Origin of the sequence: Pseudomonas lactis (genome assembly GCF_001439845.1) — a bacterium.
Classification (GTDB): Bacteria; Pseudomonadota; Gammaproteobacteria; order Pseudomonadales; family Pseudomonadaceae; genus Aquipseudomonas; species Aquipseudomonas lactis.
This window is the reverse complement of the sequence record NZ_JYLO01000014.1, coordinates 24,931-43,524: the sequence shown is the minus strand read 5'-3', so window position 1 is coordinate 43,524 and position 18,594 is coordinate 24,931. Positions and strand designations below refer to the sequence as shown.

Below are 18,594 nucleotides of genomic sequence, written 5' to 3'. Positions count from 1 at the left end.
ATTTATGTGTGCCTGCGACCGCTCCGTGGTCCAAACACGTATCGATGTGTGGGAAGAGGTTCTGGCGAGGTTCCGAACCCAACTCGTAACACTGTATGAGACTCACCTTCGACGCCCGGGCCCGACAGGCAGGCGAACCGACCCAGGGCCGCCTGGACGCGCGTGTTTAGAAGGGGGAGCGTCTGACTACGCACAACGTGACGACGCCCCCGATTTGCGATGGTGAGATCTGTTTCAAGATAGTGAGGGGCTGCCAAACTCCGTCCAGAGTCAGCGCGACAGGCCCAAGCGGTCGGAAGGTTTTGCTTGCCAATCAACGCACAAACATAGCTTTTAGCCCGGTTATTCGGGCAAACTTGCGGTTTTTCCGCATTTGGCCAAGGCATGCCCATGACACCCGCGTCGTCCGTCGATGAAAAAAGCTTCCGTACTCTGCTGAGCCGAAACGTCGCCTTGCCCTTGGGCGTGGGCGTGCTCAGCGCGGTGTTTTTCGTCTGCCTGATTACCTATTTGCTTTCGGTTATCCAGTGGGTGGAGCACACCGACCGCGTCATTAACAACCTCAATGAGACGTCCAAACTGACGGTTGACCTGGAAACAGGTATGCGCGGCTTCCTGATCACCGGTGACGAGCATTTCCTTGACCCGTACGAAGTGGCCAAGCCGCGGATCATTGCAGACCTGCGCAATCTGCAAGACCTGGTAGCCGACAACCCGCAGCAGGTCGACCGACTCAAGCGCTTGGAAACCTTGCAAACCGAATGGAACACCTACGCGCAGTCGATGATTGAGCTGCAGCGCAACAGCGGTGATTACCGTGGCGCGGTCAAGGCGGGCCGGGGCAAGCGGCTCACTGATGAAATTCGCAAGGAATACGAAGACGCGGTGGCGATGGAGCAGCAGTTCCGTATCACCCGTAACGCAGAGGTCACCCGCACGACGGTGATCAGTGTCACGCTGTACTTGGTGTTTGTACTGGGGTTGAGTGGTTTTCTTGCCTACATCGGCAGAAAGAATTTAATTTCACTTTCAAAGAGTTACAGTGCAAACCTCGCGTCACAGCAGAAGATTGCACGGCGCCTTGAGCAAACCGCTTGGCTGCGCAATGGCCAGACCGAACTGGCCGAGCAAGTGCTGGGCCAACTGACCCTGAACATGCTGGGGCGTAATATCCTGCAGTTCTTTGCCCAGTACATGGGCTCGGCCGTCGCGGCGCTGTACGTGCGCGAAGAACACGGCGGCCTCAAGCGCGTGGCCACCTATGGCTTCTCCCGCGAGCAGGAACAACAGGAACAGTCGATCTACAGCGACGAAGGCATTGTCGGGCAGGCCGCCCAGCGCGATCGCCTGATTCGCCTGGACGATGTGCCGGTGGATTACTTCAAGGTCAGCTCGGGACTGGGCGAGGGCGCCACCCGCAGCGTATTGGTGGTACCCACCAGCGATGACGACCGCGTCAACGGCGTGGTCGAGCTGGGTTTCCTGCGCCCGCTGGATGAGCGTGATGTTGAACTGCTGGAACTGATCGCCGACAATATCGGCACCTCCATCGAAGCCGCGCGCTATCGCCAGCGCTTGCAGGAAGTGCTGGCCGAGACCCAGCAGCTCAACGAAGAACTGCAAGTGCAGCAGGAAGAACTCAAGACCGCCAACGAAGAGTTGGAAGAGCAGTCGCGCATCCTCAAGGAATCCCAGGCCCACCTGGAAACCCAGCAGGCTGAGCTGGAGCAGACCAACGAGCAACTGGCCGAACAGACCCAGACCCTGGCCGAACAGCGCGACGCCATGGACCGCAAGAACATCGAGCTGAACCAGGCCCAACTGGAGTTGGAAGACCGTGCCGATGAGCTGCAGCGTTCCAGCAAGTACAAGTCCGAATTCCTCGCCAACATGTCCCACGAGCTGCGCACACCGCTGAACAGCTCGCTGATCCTGGCCAAACTGCTGGCAGATAACCCCCAGGAAAACCTCAGCGCCGAGCAAGTCAAGTTTGCCGAGTCGATCTATTCAGCCGGCAATGACTTGCTCAACCTGATCAACGACATCCTGGATATTTCCAAGGTCGAAGCCGGCAAGTTGGAAGTGCGCCCGGAAAATGCCAGTGTCGAGCGCCTGGTGGATGGCCTGCGCGGCATGTTCGAGCCGCTGGCAATGGACCGCAAACTGGGCTTCCAGGTGGACGTGCAGCAAGGCTCGCCAACCCTGCTGTTTACCGATCGCCAGCGTCTGGAGCAGATTCTCAAGAACCTGTTGTCCAACGCCATCAAGTTCACTGAACAGGGCGAGGTCAGCCTGTCGGTGTCGCGCGCGCCGGGGGAGGGCATTGCCTTTACGGTGCGCGATTCCGGCATTGGTATCGCCCCGGATCAACAAGAAAGCATCTTCGAAGCCTTCCGCCAGGCCGATGGCACCACCAATCGCCGTTACGGCGGTACGGGCCTGGGCTTGTCGATCTCCCGTGACCTGGCCACCTTGCTGGGCGGCTATATCAGCGTGACCAGCGAGCCGGGCAAAGGCAGTATTTTCACGCTGGTGTTGCCGGAACAATATGTTGAACGCGACGAGGACGCGGCGCCCATCGAGGCCCCGCGCCAAGTGGTGGTCGCGCCAGCGCCCGCGCCCGTCAAGGTGTCGCCGCTGCCGGTGGCCGACGCCAAGCTGATCCCACGCTTTGCCGACGACCGCGAAAAGGCGCCGTTCAGCACCCGTTGCATCCTGGTGGTGGAAGACGAGCCGAATTTTGCGCGCATTCTGTTCGACCTCGCCCACGAGCTGGGTTACCACTGCCTGGTCGCCCACGGTGCCGACGAGGGCTACAGCCTTGCCGAGCAGTACATCCCCGACGCCATCCTGCTGGACATGCGCTTGCCCGACCATTCAGGGCTGACCGTGCTGCAGCGCCTCAAGGAACACGCCAACACGCGCCACATCCCGGTGCACGTGATTTCCGTGGAAGACCGCGTCGAAGCCGCCATGCACATGGGCGCCATCGGTTATGCAGTCAAGCCCACCACCCGCGAAGAGCTCAAGGACGTGTTCGCTCGCCTGGAAGCCAAGTTGACCCAGAAGGTCAAGCGCATCCTGCTGGTGGAAGACGATGACCTGCAGCGCGACAGTATTGCCCGCCTGATCGGCGACGATGACATCGAGATCACCGCCGTAGGCTTTGCCCAGGAGGCCCTCGACCTGCTGCGCACCACTATCTACGACTGCATGATCATCGACCTCAAGCTGCCGGACATGCTCGGCAACGAGCTGCTCAAGCGCATGGCCACCGAGGATATCTGCTCGTTCCCGCCGGTGATCGTCTATACCGGGCGCAACCTGACCCGGGACGAAGAGGCCGAACTGCGCAAGTATTCACGCTCGATCATCATCAAGGGCGCGCGCTCGCCCGAGCGCCTGCTGGATGAAGTCACGCTATTTCTGCACAAAGTCGAATCGCAGTTGTCCCATGACCGTCAGAAGATGCTCAAGACCGCCCGCAGCCGCGACAAGGTCTTTGAAGGGCGCAAAATCCTATTGGTGGACGACGATGTACGCAATATCTTCGCCCTGACCAGCGCCCTGGAGCACAAAGGCGCCGTGGTGGTGATCGGGCGTAACGGCCAGGAAGCCATCGACAGACTCAATGAAGTGGACGATATCGACCTGGTGCTGATGGACGTAATGATGCCGGAGATGGACGGTTACGAAGCCACCGCTTTGATCCGCCAGGACCCACGCTGGAAAAAACTGCCAATCATTGCCGTGACGGCCAAGGCCATGAAGGACGATCAGGAACGTTGCCTGGCAGCAGGCTCAAACGATTACCTGGCCAAGCCGATTGACCTGGACCGCCTGTTCTCACTGATTCGCGTATGGCTACCGAAGATGGAACGCATTTAAGTGGAGCAGTGTTTCTTGGATACCAGCAGCGATATTGAGCTGCGCCTGTTGATCGAGGCGATTTACCTTAAGTACAGCTATGACTTTCGCGACTACTCGGGCGCGTCGGTCAAACGCCGTGTGGCCCATGCCTTGCGTCAGTTCGACTGCGCGACCATTTCCGCACTGCAAGAGCGCGTGTTGCACGACCCGGCCGCGTTCATGCAGTTGCTGCAATTCTTGACCATTCCGGTGAGCGAGATGTTTCGAGACCCGTCGCACTTCCTCGCGATTCGCCAGGAAGTCGTGCCGCTCCTCAAGACCTACCCGTCGATCAAGATCTGGATTGCCGGCTGCAGCACGGGCGAGGAGGTGTACTCCATGGCCATCCTGCTGCGTGAAGAAGGCTTGCTGGAACGCACCATCATCTACGCCACGGACATCAACCCCGCGTCGCTGGATAAAGCCAAGCAGGGCATCTTTTCCCTGGAGAACGTGCGCGCCTACACCGCCAATTATCAGCAGGCCGGCGGGCAACGTTCATTTGCCGACTACTACACAGCGGCTTACGATTACGCGATCTTCGACAAAACATTGCGCGAGAACGTGACCTTTGCCGACCACAGCCTGGCAACCGACAGCGTATTCTCAGAAACTCAATTAATTTCATGTCGTAACGTATTGATTTATTTCAATAAAAAATTGCAAGATCGAGCGTTTGGCTTGTTTCATGAGTCGCTGTGTCATCGCGGCTTTTTGGTGCTGGGCAGCAAGGAAACCCTGGATTTTTCCGCCTACAGCAAGCAATTCGAGCCCTTGGTCAAGCAGGAACGGATTTACCGGAAATCATGAGCGACGCGCCAGACACCCCGATTTCGGGGATCGAAGCCATCGTCGTCGGCGCGTCCGCCGGCGGCGTAGAGGCGTTGCTGAGTATTTTCGGCCAGTTGCCGAGCACCTTCGCGCTGCCGATCATTGCCGTGCTGCACCTGCCGGACGAGCGCCGCAGCCAACTGGCAGAAGTCTTTGCCCGGCGCCTGAACATCCCGGTCAAGGAGGCGAGGGACAAAGAAGCGCTGGAGGCGGGCACCTTGTACTTTGCCGGGCCCGGTTATCACCTGTCGGTAGAGCAGGACCGCAGCCTGTCCCTGAGCCAGGAAGACCGGGTGCACCATTCCAGACCCGCCATCGACTACCTGTTTTCCTCGGCGGCCGATGTGTATGGGCCGGGCCTGCTCGCCATTTTGTTGACTGGCGCCAACCAGGACGGCGCAAGCGGGCTGGCCCACGTCAAGCAATCGGGTGGCATTACCATCGTGCAGGACCCACAAGAGGCACGTATTGCCGTCATGCCCCTGGCGGCCCTGGCCTTGCACACACCTGACCATATTCTTTCCTTGAGCCGAATCGGCTCATTGCTGGCTTCCCTGGAACCCTTCCCATGTTAAGTACTGTCCAGGCCAAACTGCTGATCGTCGACGATCTGCCGGAAAACCTGCTGGCCCTCGAGGCGCTGATCAAGCGTGAGGATCGCCAGGTCTTCAAGGCATTGAGTGCCGACGAGGCGTTGTCCCTGTTGCTGGAACATGAATTCGCCATGGCGATCCTTGACGTGCAGATGCCCGGCATGAACGGTTTCGAGCTGGCCGAACTGATGCGCGGCACCGAAAAGACCAAGAACATCCCTATCGTGTTCGTCAGCGCCGCTGGCCGCGAACTCAATTACGCCTTCAAGGGCTATGAAAGCGGTGCGGTGGACTTCCTGCACAAGCCCCTGGATATCCACGCGGTCAAGAGCAAGGTCAATGTGTTCGTTGACCTGTACCGCCAAAGCAAGGCGATGAAACTGCAAGTCGAGGAACTGGAGCGCAGCCGCCGCGAGCAGGAACTGTTGCTCACGCGCCTGCAGGCCACTCAGGCTGAGCTGGAGCAGGCGGTGCGCATGCGTGACGACTTCATGTCGATCGTCGCCCACGAAGTGCGCACGCCCCTCAACGGGCTGATCCTGGAGACTCAACTGCGCAAGATGCACCTGGCCCGGGACAACGCGGCCGCGTTTACCCTGGACAAGATGCACGCCATGGTTGACCGCGATGAGCGCCAGATCCAGAGCCTGATCCGCCTGATCGAGGACATGCTCGATGTGTCGCGCATTCGTACCGGCAAGCTGTCGATTCGTCCGGCACCCGTTGACTTGGCGCAACTGGTACGCAACCTGGTGGATAACTTCGCGCCGCAAGTGGCAGCCGCCGAATCCTCCATGCAATTGCAGGCCGAAAGCCCGGTGGAGGGTAATTGGGACGAGTTTCGCATCGAGCAGGTGATCACCAACCTGCTGACCAACGCACTGCGTTATGGCGCCAAGAGCCCGGTGCAGGTGCGGGTGTATACCGAACATGGCGAAGCGCGAGTAGAGGTGCGCGACCATGGCATTGGTATCAGCGAGGAGAACCAGAAGCGTATTTTCCAGCAGTTCGAGCGGGTATCTGCCAACCATTCCGCAGCCGGCCTGGGCCTGGGCTTGTTTATTTCCGAGCAGATCGTGGCAGCCCATGGCGGCACCATTGAGGTCGAGAGCCAGATAGGCGAGGGCGCCTTGTTTCGCGTGTGCCTACCCCTTGAGGCGGCCGAGTGAATTCAATCGTCACTTCGACGCAACCTCTGCGTGACCCCATGGTCGTAACTGCAGCAATTGACCGGACAAAGGCTTCCCATGAGTGAAGATGCACAAGATGTCGTACTGATCGTCGAGGACGACGAATCCATTATGTTTGTGCTGGGTGAGTACCTGGCGGGCCTGGGCTACCGGGTCTTGAAGGCGGTCGACGGAGAGCAGGCCTTCGAAATCCTTGCGACCAAGCCGCATCTGGACTTGATGGTCACCGATTATCGCCTGCCGGGTGGGATCTCCGGCGTGCAGATTGCTGAGCCTGCAATCAAGTTGCGTCCGGAACTGAAAGTGATCTTTATCAGCGGTTACCCGCAGGAGATTCTTGACTGCAACAGCCCGATCACGCGCAATGCGCCGATTTTGGCCAAGCCGTTTGATCTGGATACGCTGCAGGAGCATATCCAGAGGTTATTGGCGTAATAAACAGGGTTCTTCTCGAACGCCGAGAAGAACCTTTTAATGCAGGGCGTTTCTTTTCAGCTTGTTGCCGCCTTTATGCCGAAGGCACGAAATCCTTTAAAGGCAGGCCATAGGGCTGTTTGCTGACAGGATCAAGTGCATACCATTTGCCATTTTTCTGGGTGGCCGCAATTTTAGTCATGCTGCCCTGCATCGTGGCGCTGCCCACGGTGGCGTTCTCAACGTTCCTGAATATCTTTACGGGGTCATAGTTGATTTTTATCCGGGGTTGGTTATTTCCCTCTGGGCCGCGATTGGTCAAGTAGCTGATACCTTCCTGCACCCCGGCCAGTAGCAGGCCCTGGGCATCTATGGGGTTGAGCGCGCCTATTGCGCCACGCAACAGCTTTTTCGCGGTGCTCCCCAGCGTAGATGTGGCCGTCCTGACGCCAGCGCCCGCGGCCCGTGCGGCCCCACCGGCGCCGGCCAGGATAAAACCGAACGCGTCGAACGCCAAATCGATGAGGCCTTCTCGCCAGTTGCCCTTGATAAAGTTAGTGATGGCGTTGTAACCGGGAATCAGACCCAACACGAAATCTTCTAATTTTTGATAAAAAGGTACTTCACCATCGAACGTGGTAGTACCCCGCAACTCGTCTGCGTAACCGCGGATGTTAATTTTTTTCACCATGGCATCAGCAATGTACTGTGTCTTTTCGCTGGAGAAACTGTTGGGCGCGTCGTGGGTGCTGTTATCAGGCCAGGGCGAGAGGACATTTTCTTTGTAGTCGCCATCAGGGACGAGGGGGACGAGATGCTTTGCATTCCTTTTATCGTCGGGAATGGGGCCTGGACGTGTGTCATCCAGATCGGGGCGTTTTCGAATAGTGTTCTTGGCGCTGTCTATCTCATACGTGTGGGTGCGTTTATTGCCGCGTGCATCCACAACTTCGCTTTGCACAAATACACTGGTGGTGGAAGAGTCTTTTTGTTCTTGGATTTGAGAGTAAGGAGTGTACGTTACATCAACTTCCTTAGAAACCGAGATTTTCCCATGTTCAATGATTTTCCGATCTTCAAGTGGCAGCTTTGAAATCAAATGCTTGACTTGCGATTGCGTGCCTTGTTCAAAGCCATCGAGATATACTCTCAGCCCGCCTTCAAAATGAGAGTTCACAAAATTTTTTTCGAATTTCGGAGCGGTAATGGTGCTGAGGTCGATATTTTTATCGCTGGAAGTATAGGTATGCAAATCCACTTCCTTGTGGAGTTGCGCGGTGTGGATGAATACATCCAGCAGTGAGTAGGGGCCTGGAAATGAGAAAAAGGTGGATTCCTTTGGCGTCAGCACTTTTTGTTTGATTTGCTCCTCCGACAAATGCGGGTTCAGCTCTTTTATGTAGGCCATGGTCATGTCATGAAGATTAGGGGGCATCTTCGCAAACGCATTGGAAGCCTCATTCAAGCGATCCACCTGGTCTTTGAATGCAGCACGCACCTTCGCCATATCTTCTTCTGAGTAGCTATCTGTGCTGTTCCAATCCAGCACGCCGTTCTGAACACCCCAGTCTTTCAATGCGTCGCTTTGAGCCTGCTGCTCAACCAGTTTGTCTGCCAACGTTATCGGCGCCAGCTCATTTCGCATCATGACCTGCGCATACGTCATTTTGTTGGTTGAGCCAGGGGCCTCGGCTTCGAGACGGGCGACGGCGGTCGTAAAACTGACCCAGGAGTGGGTGCCCTTTACCAATGTGTCAGGTATCTCCTTGACTAGAAGTTCCGGTGCCTTGCGCGATAACAGGATTTCCATGGCAAGCTCCAGGTTTTCCACTGAAGCGATTTTGTTGACGAGTAAGTGATGAGCCAGCTCTTTGTGTATTTCGGCGATGTTCTTGCCTGAGAGGTTAACGTGGGCCAGGTCGAACCCTGCAACTTTGGTCCGGCTCGAGTCTGGCGCAGTCGTGTTGACGCCAAGGGCATCCATCGACGTGTAGAGGGCTGTCAACACCCATTCGGCGATGACGTCGGGCGATGCAATTTCGCCAAATTCGCGTTCGGCCGCCCGGGCGAAGATTTCAGCATTGGGTGACTTGAGGATACGGTCGATGGCACTGCTACGATCGTTCGAGACGTCATCTCCCAGATCAAGACCGCGTGTCAGATAGTCGAGCAAGTTGCGTTCTGGTTGGCCTTCCAAAAACTTATTCGTCATGGAGATGAGTGCGCGCTGATCAGCATTACTCATTGGCGTTGGCCATGAAAGCGCACCCCCTAGATTGCCATGCATCGGTGTTTCAATTGGTGGACTTGCCAACGACTGCGCAATGCTCTTTAACTCAGTCTCATTAGCTGGAAGTGAAATGCCGCTTCCTACGAGGTAGTCGCGCAGCGTCACGGCCACGCCCGGTTTCAGATTGCGGTTCTTGAAGTAGGATGACGCGGGATCTATCTGGATGGGCGTATCCAGAATAGCGTTAATCCTTTGCTTAATAATTAGATTGTATTCTGCGTGGTCTTTTTCATTGGCGAGCGAACTTTTGGAGTCGTGGTCTTCCAGCCCCTCAACGACACTGTCTGCAACCTTTGTTATTGCCGCAATCACAGAACTCCGGTTATTCAGATCGCCCAGTTGCGAGGCTTGACTCTCCAGATGTTTCTGGGAGGGCGTTTCGACATTTTCAGGGAACAGGTCATCTTTATGCTCCCATTTGTTGATGTACTGCGTGATGGCTGCCTGTTGCTCTGCAGGCGAAAGAGTGCTGTCAAAAGGCAGGGTATGACCATGAAACTGGGCGATCTCAGCGACCTTCGCACTGGTTGCGGTGGTCGCGGGGTCAAACTTTATGACGTTGCCGGAGCCTGCCAACGTGTTGGCAGCGCTCTTGAGCAGCGGCCAACCCATAAAGCTGTGAATATCGGCGGATCCGGCGGAGGGCTTGGGCGGCGAAAAGTCGAAGGGATTTCGGGGCTTGGTACCCATAGTGGTGAAGCCGATGGTACCGCTGGCGAGATTAATAGTGATCTCTTTTGAGAGATCGACGTCATTCTCTTTGGCCCAGTTTTGGAACGCCGGGCTTTTAAGGATGCTATCCAACAGCGCACGCGACTGCCCGAAGGATGAATGGGGCGGGATACGTTCAACAGTGGCCTGTCGATAGTCTTGATTGCCGGCCGACAATTCCTTCAAGTCCTGGGTGTAGAACTCAAGTAACTTTCGATCCCCCCTTTGCTGGAGGCTTCCTCCCCGTCCCGCAAGCTCTGTGGCGATCTCGAGGTGGGCAGGTGACGGTGTTGGATCGGCTTTTGCCAGTTGAGGGCTATGCAAATCCGACACGCGTGAGTTGGAAATAGCAGTCATCAGAAATATTCCTAATCGATGTGGGCAACATGTTGTTCGCCCACATATGTGGAAAAACAACCACAACGATTCCATCTATTTCCTGCTCAACCGTAACGCCGAATTACGTAGCGCGGCCGCCCTATGCCTTGATCATCTCCCGGACCGTGGCGGTCAATAAATCGAAAGTAAACGGCTTAGTGATCAGTTGCATGCCAGGGTCGAGAAAACCACCGCGCACCGCTGCGTGCTCGGCATAGCCTGTAATGAACAACACCTTGAGTTCAGGACGAATCTGCCTGCCTATTTCTGCCAGCTGCCGACCATTCATACCCGGTAAGCCCACATCGCTGATCATCAAGTCAATACGCTGTTCGGACTCAATGATTGGCACCGCCGTGTTCGCGTCCCCAGCCTCGATAAACCCATACCCCAGCTCTTTGAGCACGGCGCTGACCAGCACCCTTACCGCAGGGTCATCCTCGACGATCAACACCGTTTCTCCTGCATTGGCAAACGGCAGCAATGTGGGGTTGAGCGGCGCCTGGGTTTGGGGCTCGCCGATAAAACGTGGCAGGAACAGGCTGACCGTGGTGCCTTTGTTGACTTCACTGTGAATCGTCACATGCCCACGAGACTGGCGAGCGAAGCCGTAGATCATTGACAGCCCCAGCCCTGTGCCCTGCCCGATGGGTTTGGTGGTGAAAAACGGATCGAATACGCGGCCCATCAGGTGTTGGGGAATGCCGCAACCGTTGTCACTGACACTCAGCTCTACGTAATCGCCCGGTATCAGGGTGCCGTAGGCGGCGGTGAAGACGCTGTCGAGGTGGCGGTTGGTGGTTTCCACTCTGAGCGTGCCACCGGTGGGCATGGCATCGCGCGCGTTGATCACCAGGTTGAGCAGGGCGCTTTCGAGCTGGTTGGGGTCGGCTTCGGCCGTCCATAAAGCGTCGCTCAAGCGCATGTCCAAGCTGATGCTTTCGTTGATGCTGCGTTGCAACAATTCGCCCATGGCCGTGACCAACTGGTTGATCTGCACGGGTTTGGAGTCCAGCGATTGTCGACGGGAGAACGCCAACAGTCGGTGGGTGAGGCTGGCCGCGCGGTTGGCGGAGGTCACGCCCAGGTCGATCAGGCCGTCCAGGTCATCCAGTTTGCCTCGCGCCACACGTCGGCGCAGCAGTTCCAGGCTGCCGATAATGCCGGTAAGCATATTGTTGAAGTCTTGGGCGATACCGCCGGTCAACTGGCCGACGGCTTCCATTTTTTGCGACTGGCGCAGGGCTTCTTCGTTGTGACGCAATTGGGCGGTGCGTTCTTCCACTTGCTGCTCGAGGGTTTCCAGGGTGCGCTGCAGCCGCAGCTCACTCTCGCTCAAGTCAATCAACCGGTCCCGCGCCTCGTATTGGCGCCGCCGACCGCGCAGGGCGGCGCTGACCAGGCTGATCAGGGTGATGGGATGGAATGGCCGCTCCAGAAACGTGACGTTACCCAGCAAGCCGCTCAGGCGGGTCGAGCCGTTCTGCTCTTTGCCGCCATGCTGGGTCATCAGCACGATCGGCAGGTCGGACCAGGCCGGCTGCTGATGCAACAGCTCAAGTAACGGCTCAAGGTCGACGCCACGCAGGGCCTCAGCCGCAATGATGAGCAGGCCGGCGCCTTGCGTCAGCTCTTCGCACAGCGCGGTCAGGCTATTGGCGACGATCCCGCTATAGCCGGCTTCATTAAGCATCATCAACGCCAATGAGCCATCGCGGCCCATGGGCGCCAGCACGATGGCGCGCTCGGAGACGGGAGAAAGGGCCGGCACTAGCCCTCATCCTTGAGCAGGGGGGAACCGGCGCCCATATAGGTCGGAATGCCGCGCAGCACACCCTGGAAGTTATCCAGAGGCACACCCACCGTCATGCCGCGGCTGCCGATGCGGTATTCGCGAATGGTGGACTCATGGGAGCCGGTTCTTTTCTTGATGATCGAAATGGCCCGGCGAACTTTGCCCAGAGCCTCGAAATAACGCAGCAGGATCACGGTGTCAGCCAGGTAGGTGATGTCGACTGGCGTCTGCATGTCGCCGACCAGGCCGTGCTGGGCCACCGTCATAAAGGTCGCGGCACCACGGCGGTTAAGGTATAGCAGCAGTTCATGCATATGCAGGATCAGCGCGTTTTCTTCGGGCATGGCCGCCTGGTAGCCGTTGATACTGTCGATGACCACGGTCTTGATACCGCGCTCATCCACGCAGCGGCGAACCCGGTGGGAAAATTCGCCGGGGGAGAGTTCGGCCGCGTCGACCTGTTCGATCAGCAGGTTTCCGGTGTCCCGTAAGGCGGCGAGGTCGATGCCCATGTTCTTCATGCGCTCGAACAGCAGGCCCAGCTCTTCATCGAAGATGAACAGCGCAGCCTTTTCGCCACGGGCCACGGCGGCGGCAGCGAAGATCATCGAGATCAAAGACTTGCCGGTACCGGCCGGGCCGAGAATCAGGCTGCTGGAGCCGGTCTCGATCCCCCCGCCGAGCAGAGAATCCAACTCCTCGATACCGCTGCTCAAGGTTTGACGGTTGTAACCGCCGCGATGCTCGGCCGCCACCAGGCGCGGGAATACGTGAATGCCGTCGCCCATGATGGTGAAGTCGTGGAAGCCGCCACGGTATTTCTGGCCCCGGTACTTGACCACCCGGATACGCCGACGCTCGGCGCCATAGTTGGGCGTCAGCTCCTCCAGGCGAATCACCCCGTGCGCAACGCTGTGCACGGTCTTATCCAGGGATTCGGTGGTCAAGTCATCCAGCAGTAACACGGTGGCGTCATAACGCACGAAGTAGTGCTTGATCGCCAGGATCTGCCGGCGATAGCGCAACGAGCTTTGCGCCAGAAGGCGGATCTCAGACAGGCTGTCGACCACCACGCGGGTCGGCTTGACCCGCTCTACCACTTCAAAGATCTGGCGGGTGGCTTCACCCAGCTCCAGGTCGGAGGAGTACAGCAGGCTTTGCTGGTGATCGGCGTTGAGCAGGCTTTCCGGTGGGGTCAGCTCGAAGATATGAATATGCTCATCCAAGTCCCAGCCGTGGGATTTGGCACCCTGGCGCAGTTCGTGCTCGGTTTCGGACAGGGTGATATATAAGCAACGTTCGCCGTTCTGCGCACCGGCCCGCAGAAAATGCAGGGCCACGGTGGTTTTACCGGTGCCGGGTTCGCCTTCGAGCAAAAACACGTGGCTTCGCGATAGCCCCCCGGCAAGAATGTCATCAAGACCTTCGACGCCGGTGGCTGCCTTTTCACTCAACAGCTGTTTGGATGTACTCAAGAAGTGCCCTCAGGTCACGTACAAGTAGAGGGGCACGCCGACTGGGACGCGCCATATTCACTTGACCGTAGTGGCACGTAGCGGTTCAACGTTTTGTGAGAATTACAGCCGTGTAGGAGCGAGCTTGCTCGCGAAGATCCAGAGGGCGCCGCTGTGAGCCAGGCAGCTCGCGTTATCGTTAACGATCTTCGCGAGCAAGCTCGCTCCTACAGGCCCTGCTGTAGCGCCGGATCATCCGGGTTCTGTTGCTCCAGTTGGGCGAGCAGCACCTGAACGTTCTGCAACTGCCCGGTCTCTTTCCAGTAATTGACCAGCAACACGCGGGCTTTGCGATTGGCGGGATGCCGCTGGACGATTTCTTCCAGCTGGCGCTGGGCCGCCTCTACTTCGTCCTGGGCGTGCAGGGTGGTGGCCAGGTCATAGCGATAATCCGGGTTGTCTGGCGCAAGCTCCACCGCCTTGGACAGGCCGAGCAGGGCGTAGGGGCGCTCGCCATGGTGCAACAGCCACATGCCCAAGGCATGTTGCAGGTAGGCCGACTCCGGATGCGCCGCCAGTTGCCGGGCCAGCAGTTGGCGCGACTCGTCGGTCTTGCCTTGCTTGTCCAGCAGTTCGATTTGCGATACCACCGCTTGCAGGTTGTCCGGCTGCAAGCGCATTGCCTGCTCCAGGGCGTTTTGCGCCTCCGGCAGCAGGGCGCTGTGGATGTACAGGCGCGCCAATTGAATCCAGCCTTCAGCGGTTTCGGGCTGGGCCTTGAGCGTTGTCACGAATTCATCGAGCACCTGCTGCAGTGGGCCAAAGTACAAACCCAGTGTATCGGGCGACAGGCCCAGCAAGGCGTTGGCGGCGGCAAAGCGCACCGATTGTTCCGGATCGTCCAGCACCGGGCCGAGCAGTAAGGTGCGCTGGCCAGTGGGCACCAGGCCGACGATGCTGTGAATAGCGGCTTCGCGCACCAGCGCCGACTCATTGGCGAGGTCTTTATCGGCCAGCTTCAGCGCCTGGGGGCTGGGGTAATTGGGCAGCTCAGCATGCAAGGCGGCGCGGCGCTCCGGCGACAGGTCCGGCCGGCCCAGCTGTTGGTACAACACACGTGCGGCGCCGGGCTCGCCGTTATGCGCCTGCTTCAAAGCCTTGGAATAGCCATGGGCGATGGCTGGGGGGACGGCCACTGCCGGGGTGCGAGAGAAAAACCAGGTGATCAGTACGATCAGCAACAGGGCGCACAGGCCGATGATGGAGTAACGGCGTGACTTTGACATGCAGGCGTCCGAAAGCTTGGGCAGCAAAGTTCCAAGCTTCGGTCAGTGCGAGGCGAGTGTCAAACCCGCGTCAGGTCAGCACGTAGTCCGCAGGCTCCAACGCAGGCGGCAGGTTGACTTCGCCAAGGGCGGCGAGGATCTCGCGCTCTAATGTCCGCAGGATGGCATCACACGGCAAGTCGTTTTCGTCGAAGCCGAAAGGGTCCTCCAATTCGTCGCCAATCGCATCCAGGCCAAAGAAGGTGTAGCTGACAATCGCGGTGAACACTGGCGTCAACCAGCCAAGTGGCTCGGCCATGGCGAATGGCAGCAAGATGCAGAACAGGTAAATGGTGCGGTGCAACAGCAGGGTGTAGGGAAAGGGCAGTGGCGTGGTCTTGATGCGCTCGCATGCCGCTTGCACCTGGCTCAGGCTGACCAGCCGGGCTTCCAGTTGGTTGTAGCGCCATTCGCTGATCACGCCCTGTTGTGCCAAGACCGAAAAGCGCGCACCGACCGTTTGCAGCACGCTGTCCGGCAGGTTGGGGTGGCCCCCTGGCACGCTGATCCAGGGGTGTATCGCCCGGGCTTGATCTTCATGGCGCAAATGCGCGACCAAGCCATGGGCAAAACCGCACAGGCCGCGCAGCAGGCCAGCACGCTCGGCGGTGTCCCCCAGCACCTGGGTCTCGCGAATCAGCGAGCGCACGTCAATGACCATTTGCCCCAGTTGCTTGCGGCCCTCCCACCAACGGTCGTAGCAGGCGTTGTTGCGAAAACTCATGAAGATCGACAGTGACAGGCCCAACAAGGTGAAGGGCGTAGCGTTGACCTTGGAAAAATAGGCGGGGTGCAGGGTTTCCACCAGCACGATGACCGAGGCCAGCAGCGTGACCAGCAGGCTGCGCCAGGCAATGCGCTTGGCAATGGAGCCTTTGAGGGAGAACAGGATACCCAGGACGTTGGGTTTGGGGCGAACGATCATGGCGGGCTTCTGTGGCGGTGCAGATCATCAGGGTAGAAGCTGGCACCCGGAGCGTCCAATCACTTGGATCGACCGCCTGATCAGTCGACTCAATGACTCTTTGTAGGAGCGATCTTGCTCGCGAAAAACGTCAACAATAACGCGCGCATCCTGATTAAACGCGGCGCCTGTGAGTTTTTCGCGAGCAAGCTCGCTCCTACAGATAGCCATGGCCAAACCAGTCAGCCAAGTTGAAGGCTTTGACCATTGCTGCTACGCCGCTCTGGAGCGACTATTTCAGCGCTTTTTTCGAGTTGTAAACGTCCTGAAAATAAAAACACAGAAGGATAGGAAGCGATGCGTGAGTATTTGGCTGCCACCACCGAGTTTGATTACCAGCACACCGTCGACGCCGCACTGGCCGGCAATCTGCAAGCGCTCAATGCCTGTGTGGAGTGTTGTGACCGTCACGCGCTGCCGGGGCGAATCGCGTTGTTCTGGGAAGGCAAGGACGGGCTTAGCGCCACCTCGACCTTTACCGAATTGCAGGAGCAGGCCGCACGTTTCGCCAACTTCCTGCTGGCCCAGGGCGTCAAGCGCGGTGACAAGGTGGCGGGCCTGCTGCCGCGTACCGCCGAATTGCTGGTGGTGGTGTTAGCAACCTGGCGCATCGGCGCGGTCTATCAGCCACTGTTTACCGCGTTCGGTCCCAAGGCGATTGAACACCGCTTGAACAGCTCCGGCGCAGCGCTGGTGGTCACCGATGCGGTGAACCGCCCCAAGCTGGCGGAAGTCGCCGACTGCCCGACTATCGTCACGGTCGCCGGGGCCAAGGGTGAAGGCATCGTGCGTGGCGATTACAGCTTCTGGGCCGAACTGCCCAATTACGCTTCTCACTGCGAGCCGGTGCTGCTGGGCGCAGAGGAGCCGTTTCTGCTGATGTTCACCTCGGGCACCACCGGCCCGTCCAAGGCGCTATCGGTGCCGCTCAAGGCCATCGTCGCGTTCCAGGGCTACATGCGCGACGCCGTGGACTTGCGCCCCGAGGACGCGTTCTGGAACGTTGCCGACCCGGGCTGGGCCTATGGCATCTATTTCGGCGTGACCGGGCCGTTGTCCATGGGGCACCCGATCACCTTCTACGATGGCCCGTTCACCCTGGAAAGCACCTGCCGGGTGATCAATAAATACTCAATCACCAACCTGACCGGTTCGCCCACGGCGTATCGCCTGCTGATTGCCGGTGGCGAACAGTTCGCGCGTTCGATCAAGGGCAAGCTGCGCATCGTCAGCAGCGCCGGCGAGCCGTTGAACCCGGAGGTGATCCGCTGGTTCGCCGACAACCTGGGCGTGACCATCCACGACCATTACGGCCAGACCGAGCTGGGCATGGTGCTGTGCAACCACCACGGCCTGGTGCATCCGGTGCATGTCGGCTCGGCGGGTTTTGCCTCGCCGGGGCATCGCATCGTGGTGCTGGATGACAACCATCAGGAGCTGCCGGCCGGCCAGCCCGGCATCCTGGCCATCGACCGCGAGCAATCGCCTATGTGCTGGTTTGCCGGGTACGACGGCGTGAAAACCAAGGCCTTTGTCGGCAAGTACTACCTCAGCGGCGACACCGTAGAGCTGAACCCGGACGGCAGCATCAGCTTTGTCGGGCGCAGCGACGACGTGATCACTACATCCGGCTATCGGGTGGGCCCTTTTGATGTGGAAAGCGCGCTGGTCGAACACCCTGCGGTGGTCGAGGCTGCCGTGGTCGGCAAGCCTTGCCCGGAGCGCACCGAATTGGTCAAAGCCTTTGTGGTGATCAGCGAGCAATACCGTGCCACCCCGGAGCTGGCTGAAGAACTGCGCCTGCACGTGCGCCAGCGCCTGGCCGCCCATGCATACCCACGGGAAATCGAATTTGTCAGCGACTTGCCCAAGACCCCGAGCGGCAAGCTGCAACGCTTTATTTTGCGCAATCAGGAAATAGCCAAGGCCCAGGCGGTCGTGGCTTGATCCCTTTAAAAGGAAACAACGATGCAGATTGAAAACAAGGTATTTCTGGTCAGCGGCGGCGCGTCGGGCCTCGGCGCGGCCACCGCTGAAATGCTGGTCGCCGCAGGTGCCAAGGTGATGCTGGTGGACTTGAACGCCGACGCCGTGGCCGCCAAGGCCGAGCAACTGGGCGACAACGCCCGCAGTGCCGTAGCAGACATCAGCCAGGAAGCTGCTGCAGAAGCGGCGGTGAAGGCAGCGGTCGAGGCCTTTGGGGGCTTGCATGGCCTGGTCAACTGTGCGGGTGTGGTGCGCGGCGAGAAGATCCTCGGCAAGAATGGCCCGCATGGCCTGGCAAACTTCGCGCAGGTGATCAATGTCAACCTGATCGGCAGCTTCAACCTGCTGCGCCTGGCCGCAGCGGCTATCGCGGAAACCGAGGCGAATGCCGATGGCGAGCGCGGCGTGATCATCAATACCGCCTCAGTGGCGGCGTTCGATGGGCAGATCGGTCAGGCTGCGTATGCCGCCTCCAAGGGCGCGATCGCCAGCCTCACCTTGCCTGCCGCACGGGAACTGGCGCGCTTTGGTATCCGCGTGATGACCATCGCACCGGGCATTTTCGAAACGCCGATGATGGCCGGCATGACCGACGAAGTCCGCGACTCCCTGGCTGCCGGCGTGCCGTTCCCGCCACGCCTGGGCAAACCCGCCGAATATGCCGCGCTGGTACGCCACATCATTGAAAACAGCATGCTCAATGGCGAAGTGATCCGTCTCGACGGTGCCTTGCGCATGGCTGCCAAATAAGGAG

General features: G+C 58.8%; 12 protein-coding genes. 7 read left to right on the top strand and 5 right to left on the bottom strand.

What is annotated here, in order from left to right:
• Positions 1 to 390: 390 nt before the first annotated feature.
• From TX24_RS23395 to TX24_RS23375, 5 genes are all read left to right on the top strand, one after another.
• On the top strand, positions 391 to 3,888 hold the full coding sequence (locus TX24_RS23395) for a response regulator (protein WP_057711304.1): 3,498 nt from the start codon (positions 391 to 393) through the stop codon (positions 3,886 to 3,888).
• The gene (locus TX24_RS23390; RefSeq protein ID WP_420865848.1) at positions 3,889 to 4,719 is read left to right on the top strand and encodes a CheR family methyltransferase; all 831 of its coding nucleotides are present in this window, start codon (positions 3,889 to 3,891) and stop codon (positions 4,717 to 4,719) included.
• Positions 4,716 to 5,315 carry a chemotaxis protein CheB gene (locus TX24_RS23385; RefSeq protein ID WP_034127460.1) on the top strand — a complete coding sequence of 200 codons (600 nt, stop codon included), beginning with the start codon at positions 4,716 to 4,718 and terminating at the stop codon, positions 5,313 to 5,315. Before TX24_RS23390 ends, TX24_RS23385 begins: the two co-directional genes overlap by 4 nt.
• Entirely contained in the window at positions 5,309 to 6,502 is a 1,194-nt protein-coding gene (locus TX24_RS23380; RefSeq protein ID WP_034135015.1) for a hybrid sensor histidine kinase/response regulator, read from the top strand. The genes TX24_RS23385 and TX24_RS23380 overlap by 7 nt, the downstream gene beginning before the upstream one ends.
• Before the next feature lie 78 nt (positions 6,503 to 6,580).
• Positions 6,581 to 6,958 carry a response regulator gene (locus tag TX24_RS23375; protein ID WP_003191252.1) on the top strand — a complete coding sequence of 126 codons (378 nt, stop codon included), beginning with the start codon at positions 6,581 to 6,583 and terminating at the stop codon, positions 6,956 to 6,958.
• 73 nt (positions 6,959 to 7,031) lie between these two features.
• On the opposite strand, the gene TX24_RS23370 is transcribed toward TX24_RS23375, so the two are convergent.
• From TX24_RS23370 to TX24_RS23350, 5 genes are all read right to left on the bottom strand, one after another.
• The gene (locus TX24_RS23370; RefSeq protein WP_057711302.1) at positions 7,032 to 10,295 is read right to left on the bottom strand and encodes a hypothetical protein; all 3,264 of its coding nucleotides are present in this window, start codon (positions 10,293 to 10,295) and stop codon (positions 7,032 to 7,034) included.
• A gap of 121 nt (positions 10,296 to 10,416) precedes the next feature.
• Positions 10,417 to 12,087: an ATP-binding protein gene (locus TX24_RS23365; protein WP_057711301.1), complete on the bottom strand. Its 1,671-nt coding sequence runs from the start codon at positions 12,085 to 12,087 to the stop codon at positions 10,417 to 10,419.
• On the bottom strand, positions 12,087 to 13,586 hold the full coding sequence (locus TX24_RS23360) for an ATPase domain-containing protein (protein ID WP_003191247.1): 1,500 nt from the start codon (positions 13,584 to 13,586) through the stop codon (positions 12,087 to 12,089). The genes TX24_RS23365 and TX24_RS23360 overlap by 1 nt, the downstream gene beginning before the upstream one ends.
• A 206-nt stretch (positions 13,587 to 13,792) precedes the next feature.
• Positions 13,793 to 14,851, bottom strand: a complete 1,059-nt coding sequence (locus tag TX24_RS23355) for a tetratricopeptide repeat protein (RefSeq protein ID WP_003191245.1) — start codon at positions 14,849 to 14,851, stop codon at positions 13,793 to 13,795.
• 70 nt (positions 14,852 to 14,921) lie between these two features.
• Positions 14,922 to 15,815 (bottom strand): bestrophin family protein, encoded by an 894-nt coding sequence (locus tag TX24_RS23350; protein WP_057711298.1) that lies wholly within the window; start codon positions 15,813 to 15,815, stop codon positions 14,922 to 14,924.
• A 336-nt stretch (positions 15,816 to 16,151) separates the two neighbouring features.
• On the opposite strand from TX24_RS23350, the gene TX24_RS23345 reads away from it, so the two are divergent.
• Both TX24_RS23345 and TX24_RS23340 read left to right on the top strand, forming a co-directional pair.
• A complete protein-coding gene (locus tag TX24_RS23345) occupies positions 16,152 to 17,801 on the top strand; it encodes an AMP-binding protein (RefSeq protein WP_057711296.1) in 1,650 nt (549 codons plus the stop codon).
• Between the two features lie 21 nt (positions 17,802 to 17,822).
• A complete protein-coding gene (locus TX24_RS23340) occupies positions 17,823 to 18,590 on the top strand; it encodes an SDR family NAD(P)-dependent oxidoreductase (protein WP_003191239.1) in 768 nt (255 codons plus the stop codon).
• Positions 18,591 to 18,594: the final 4 nt, after the last annotated feature.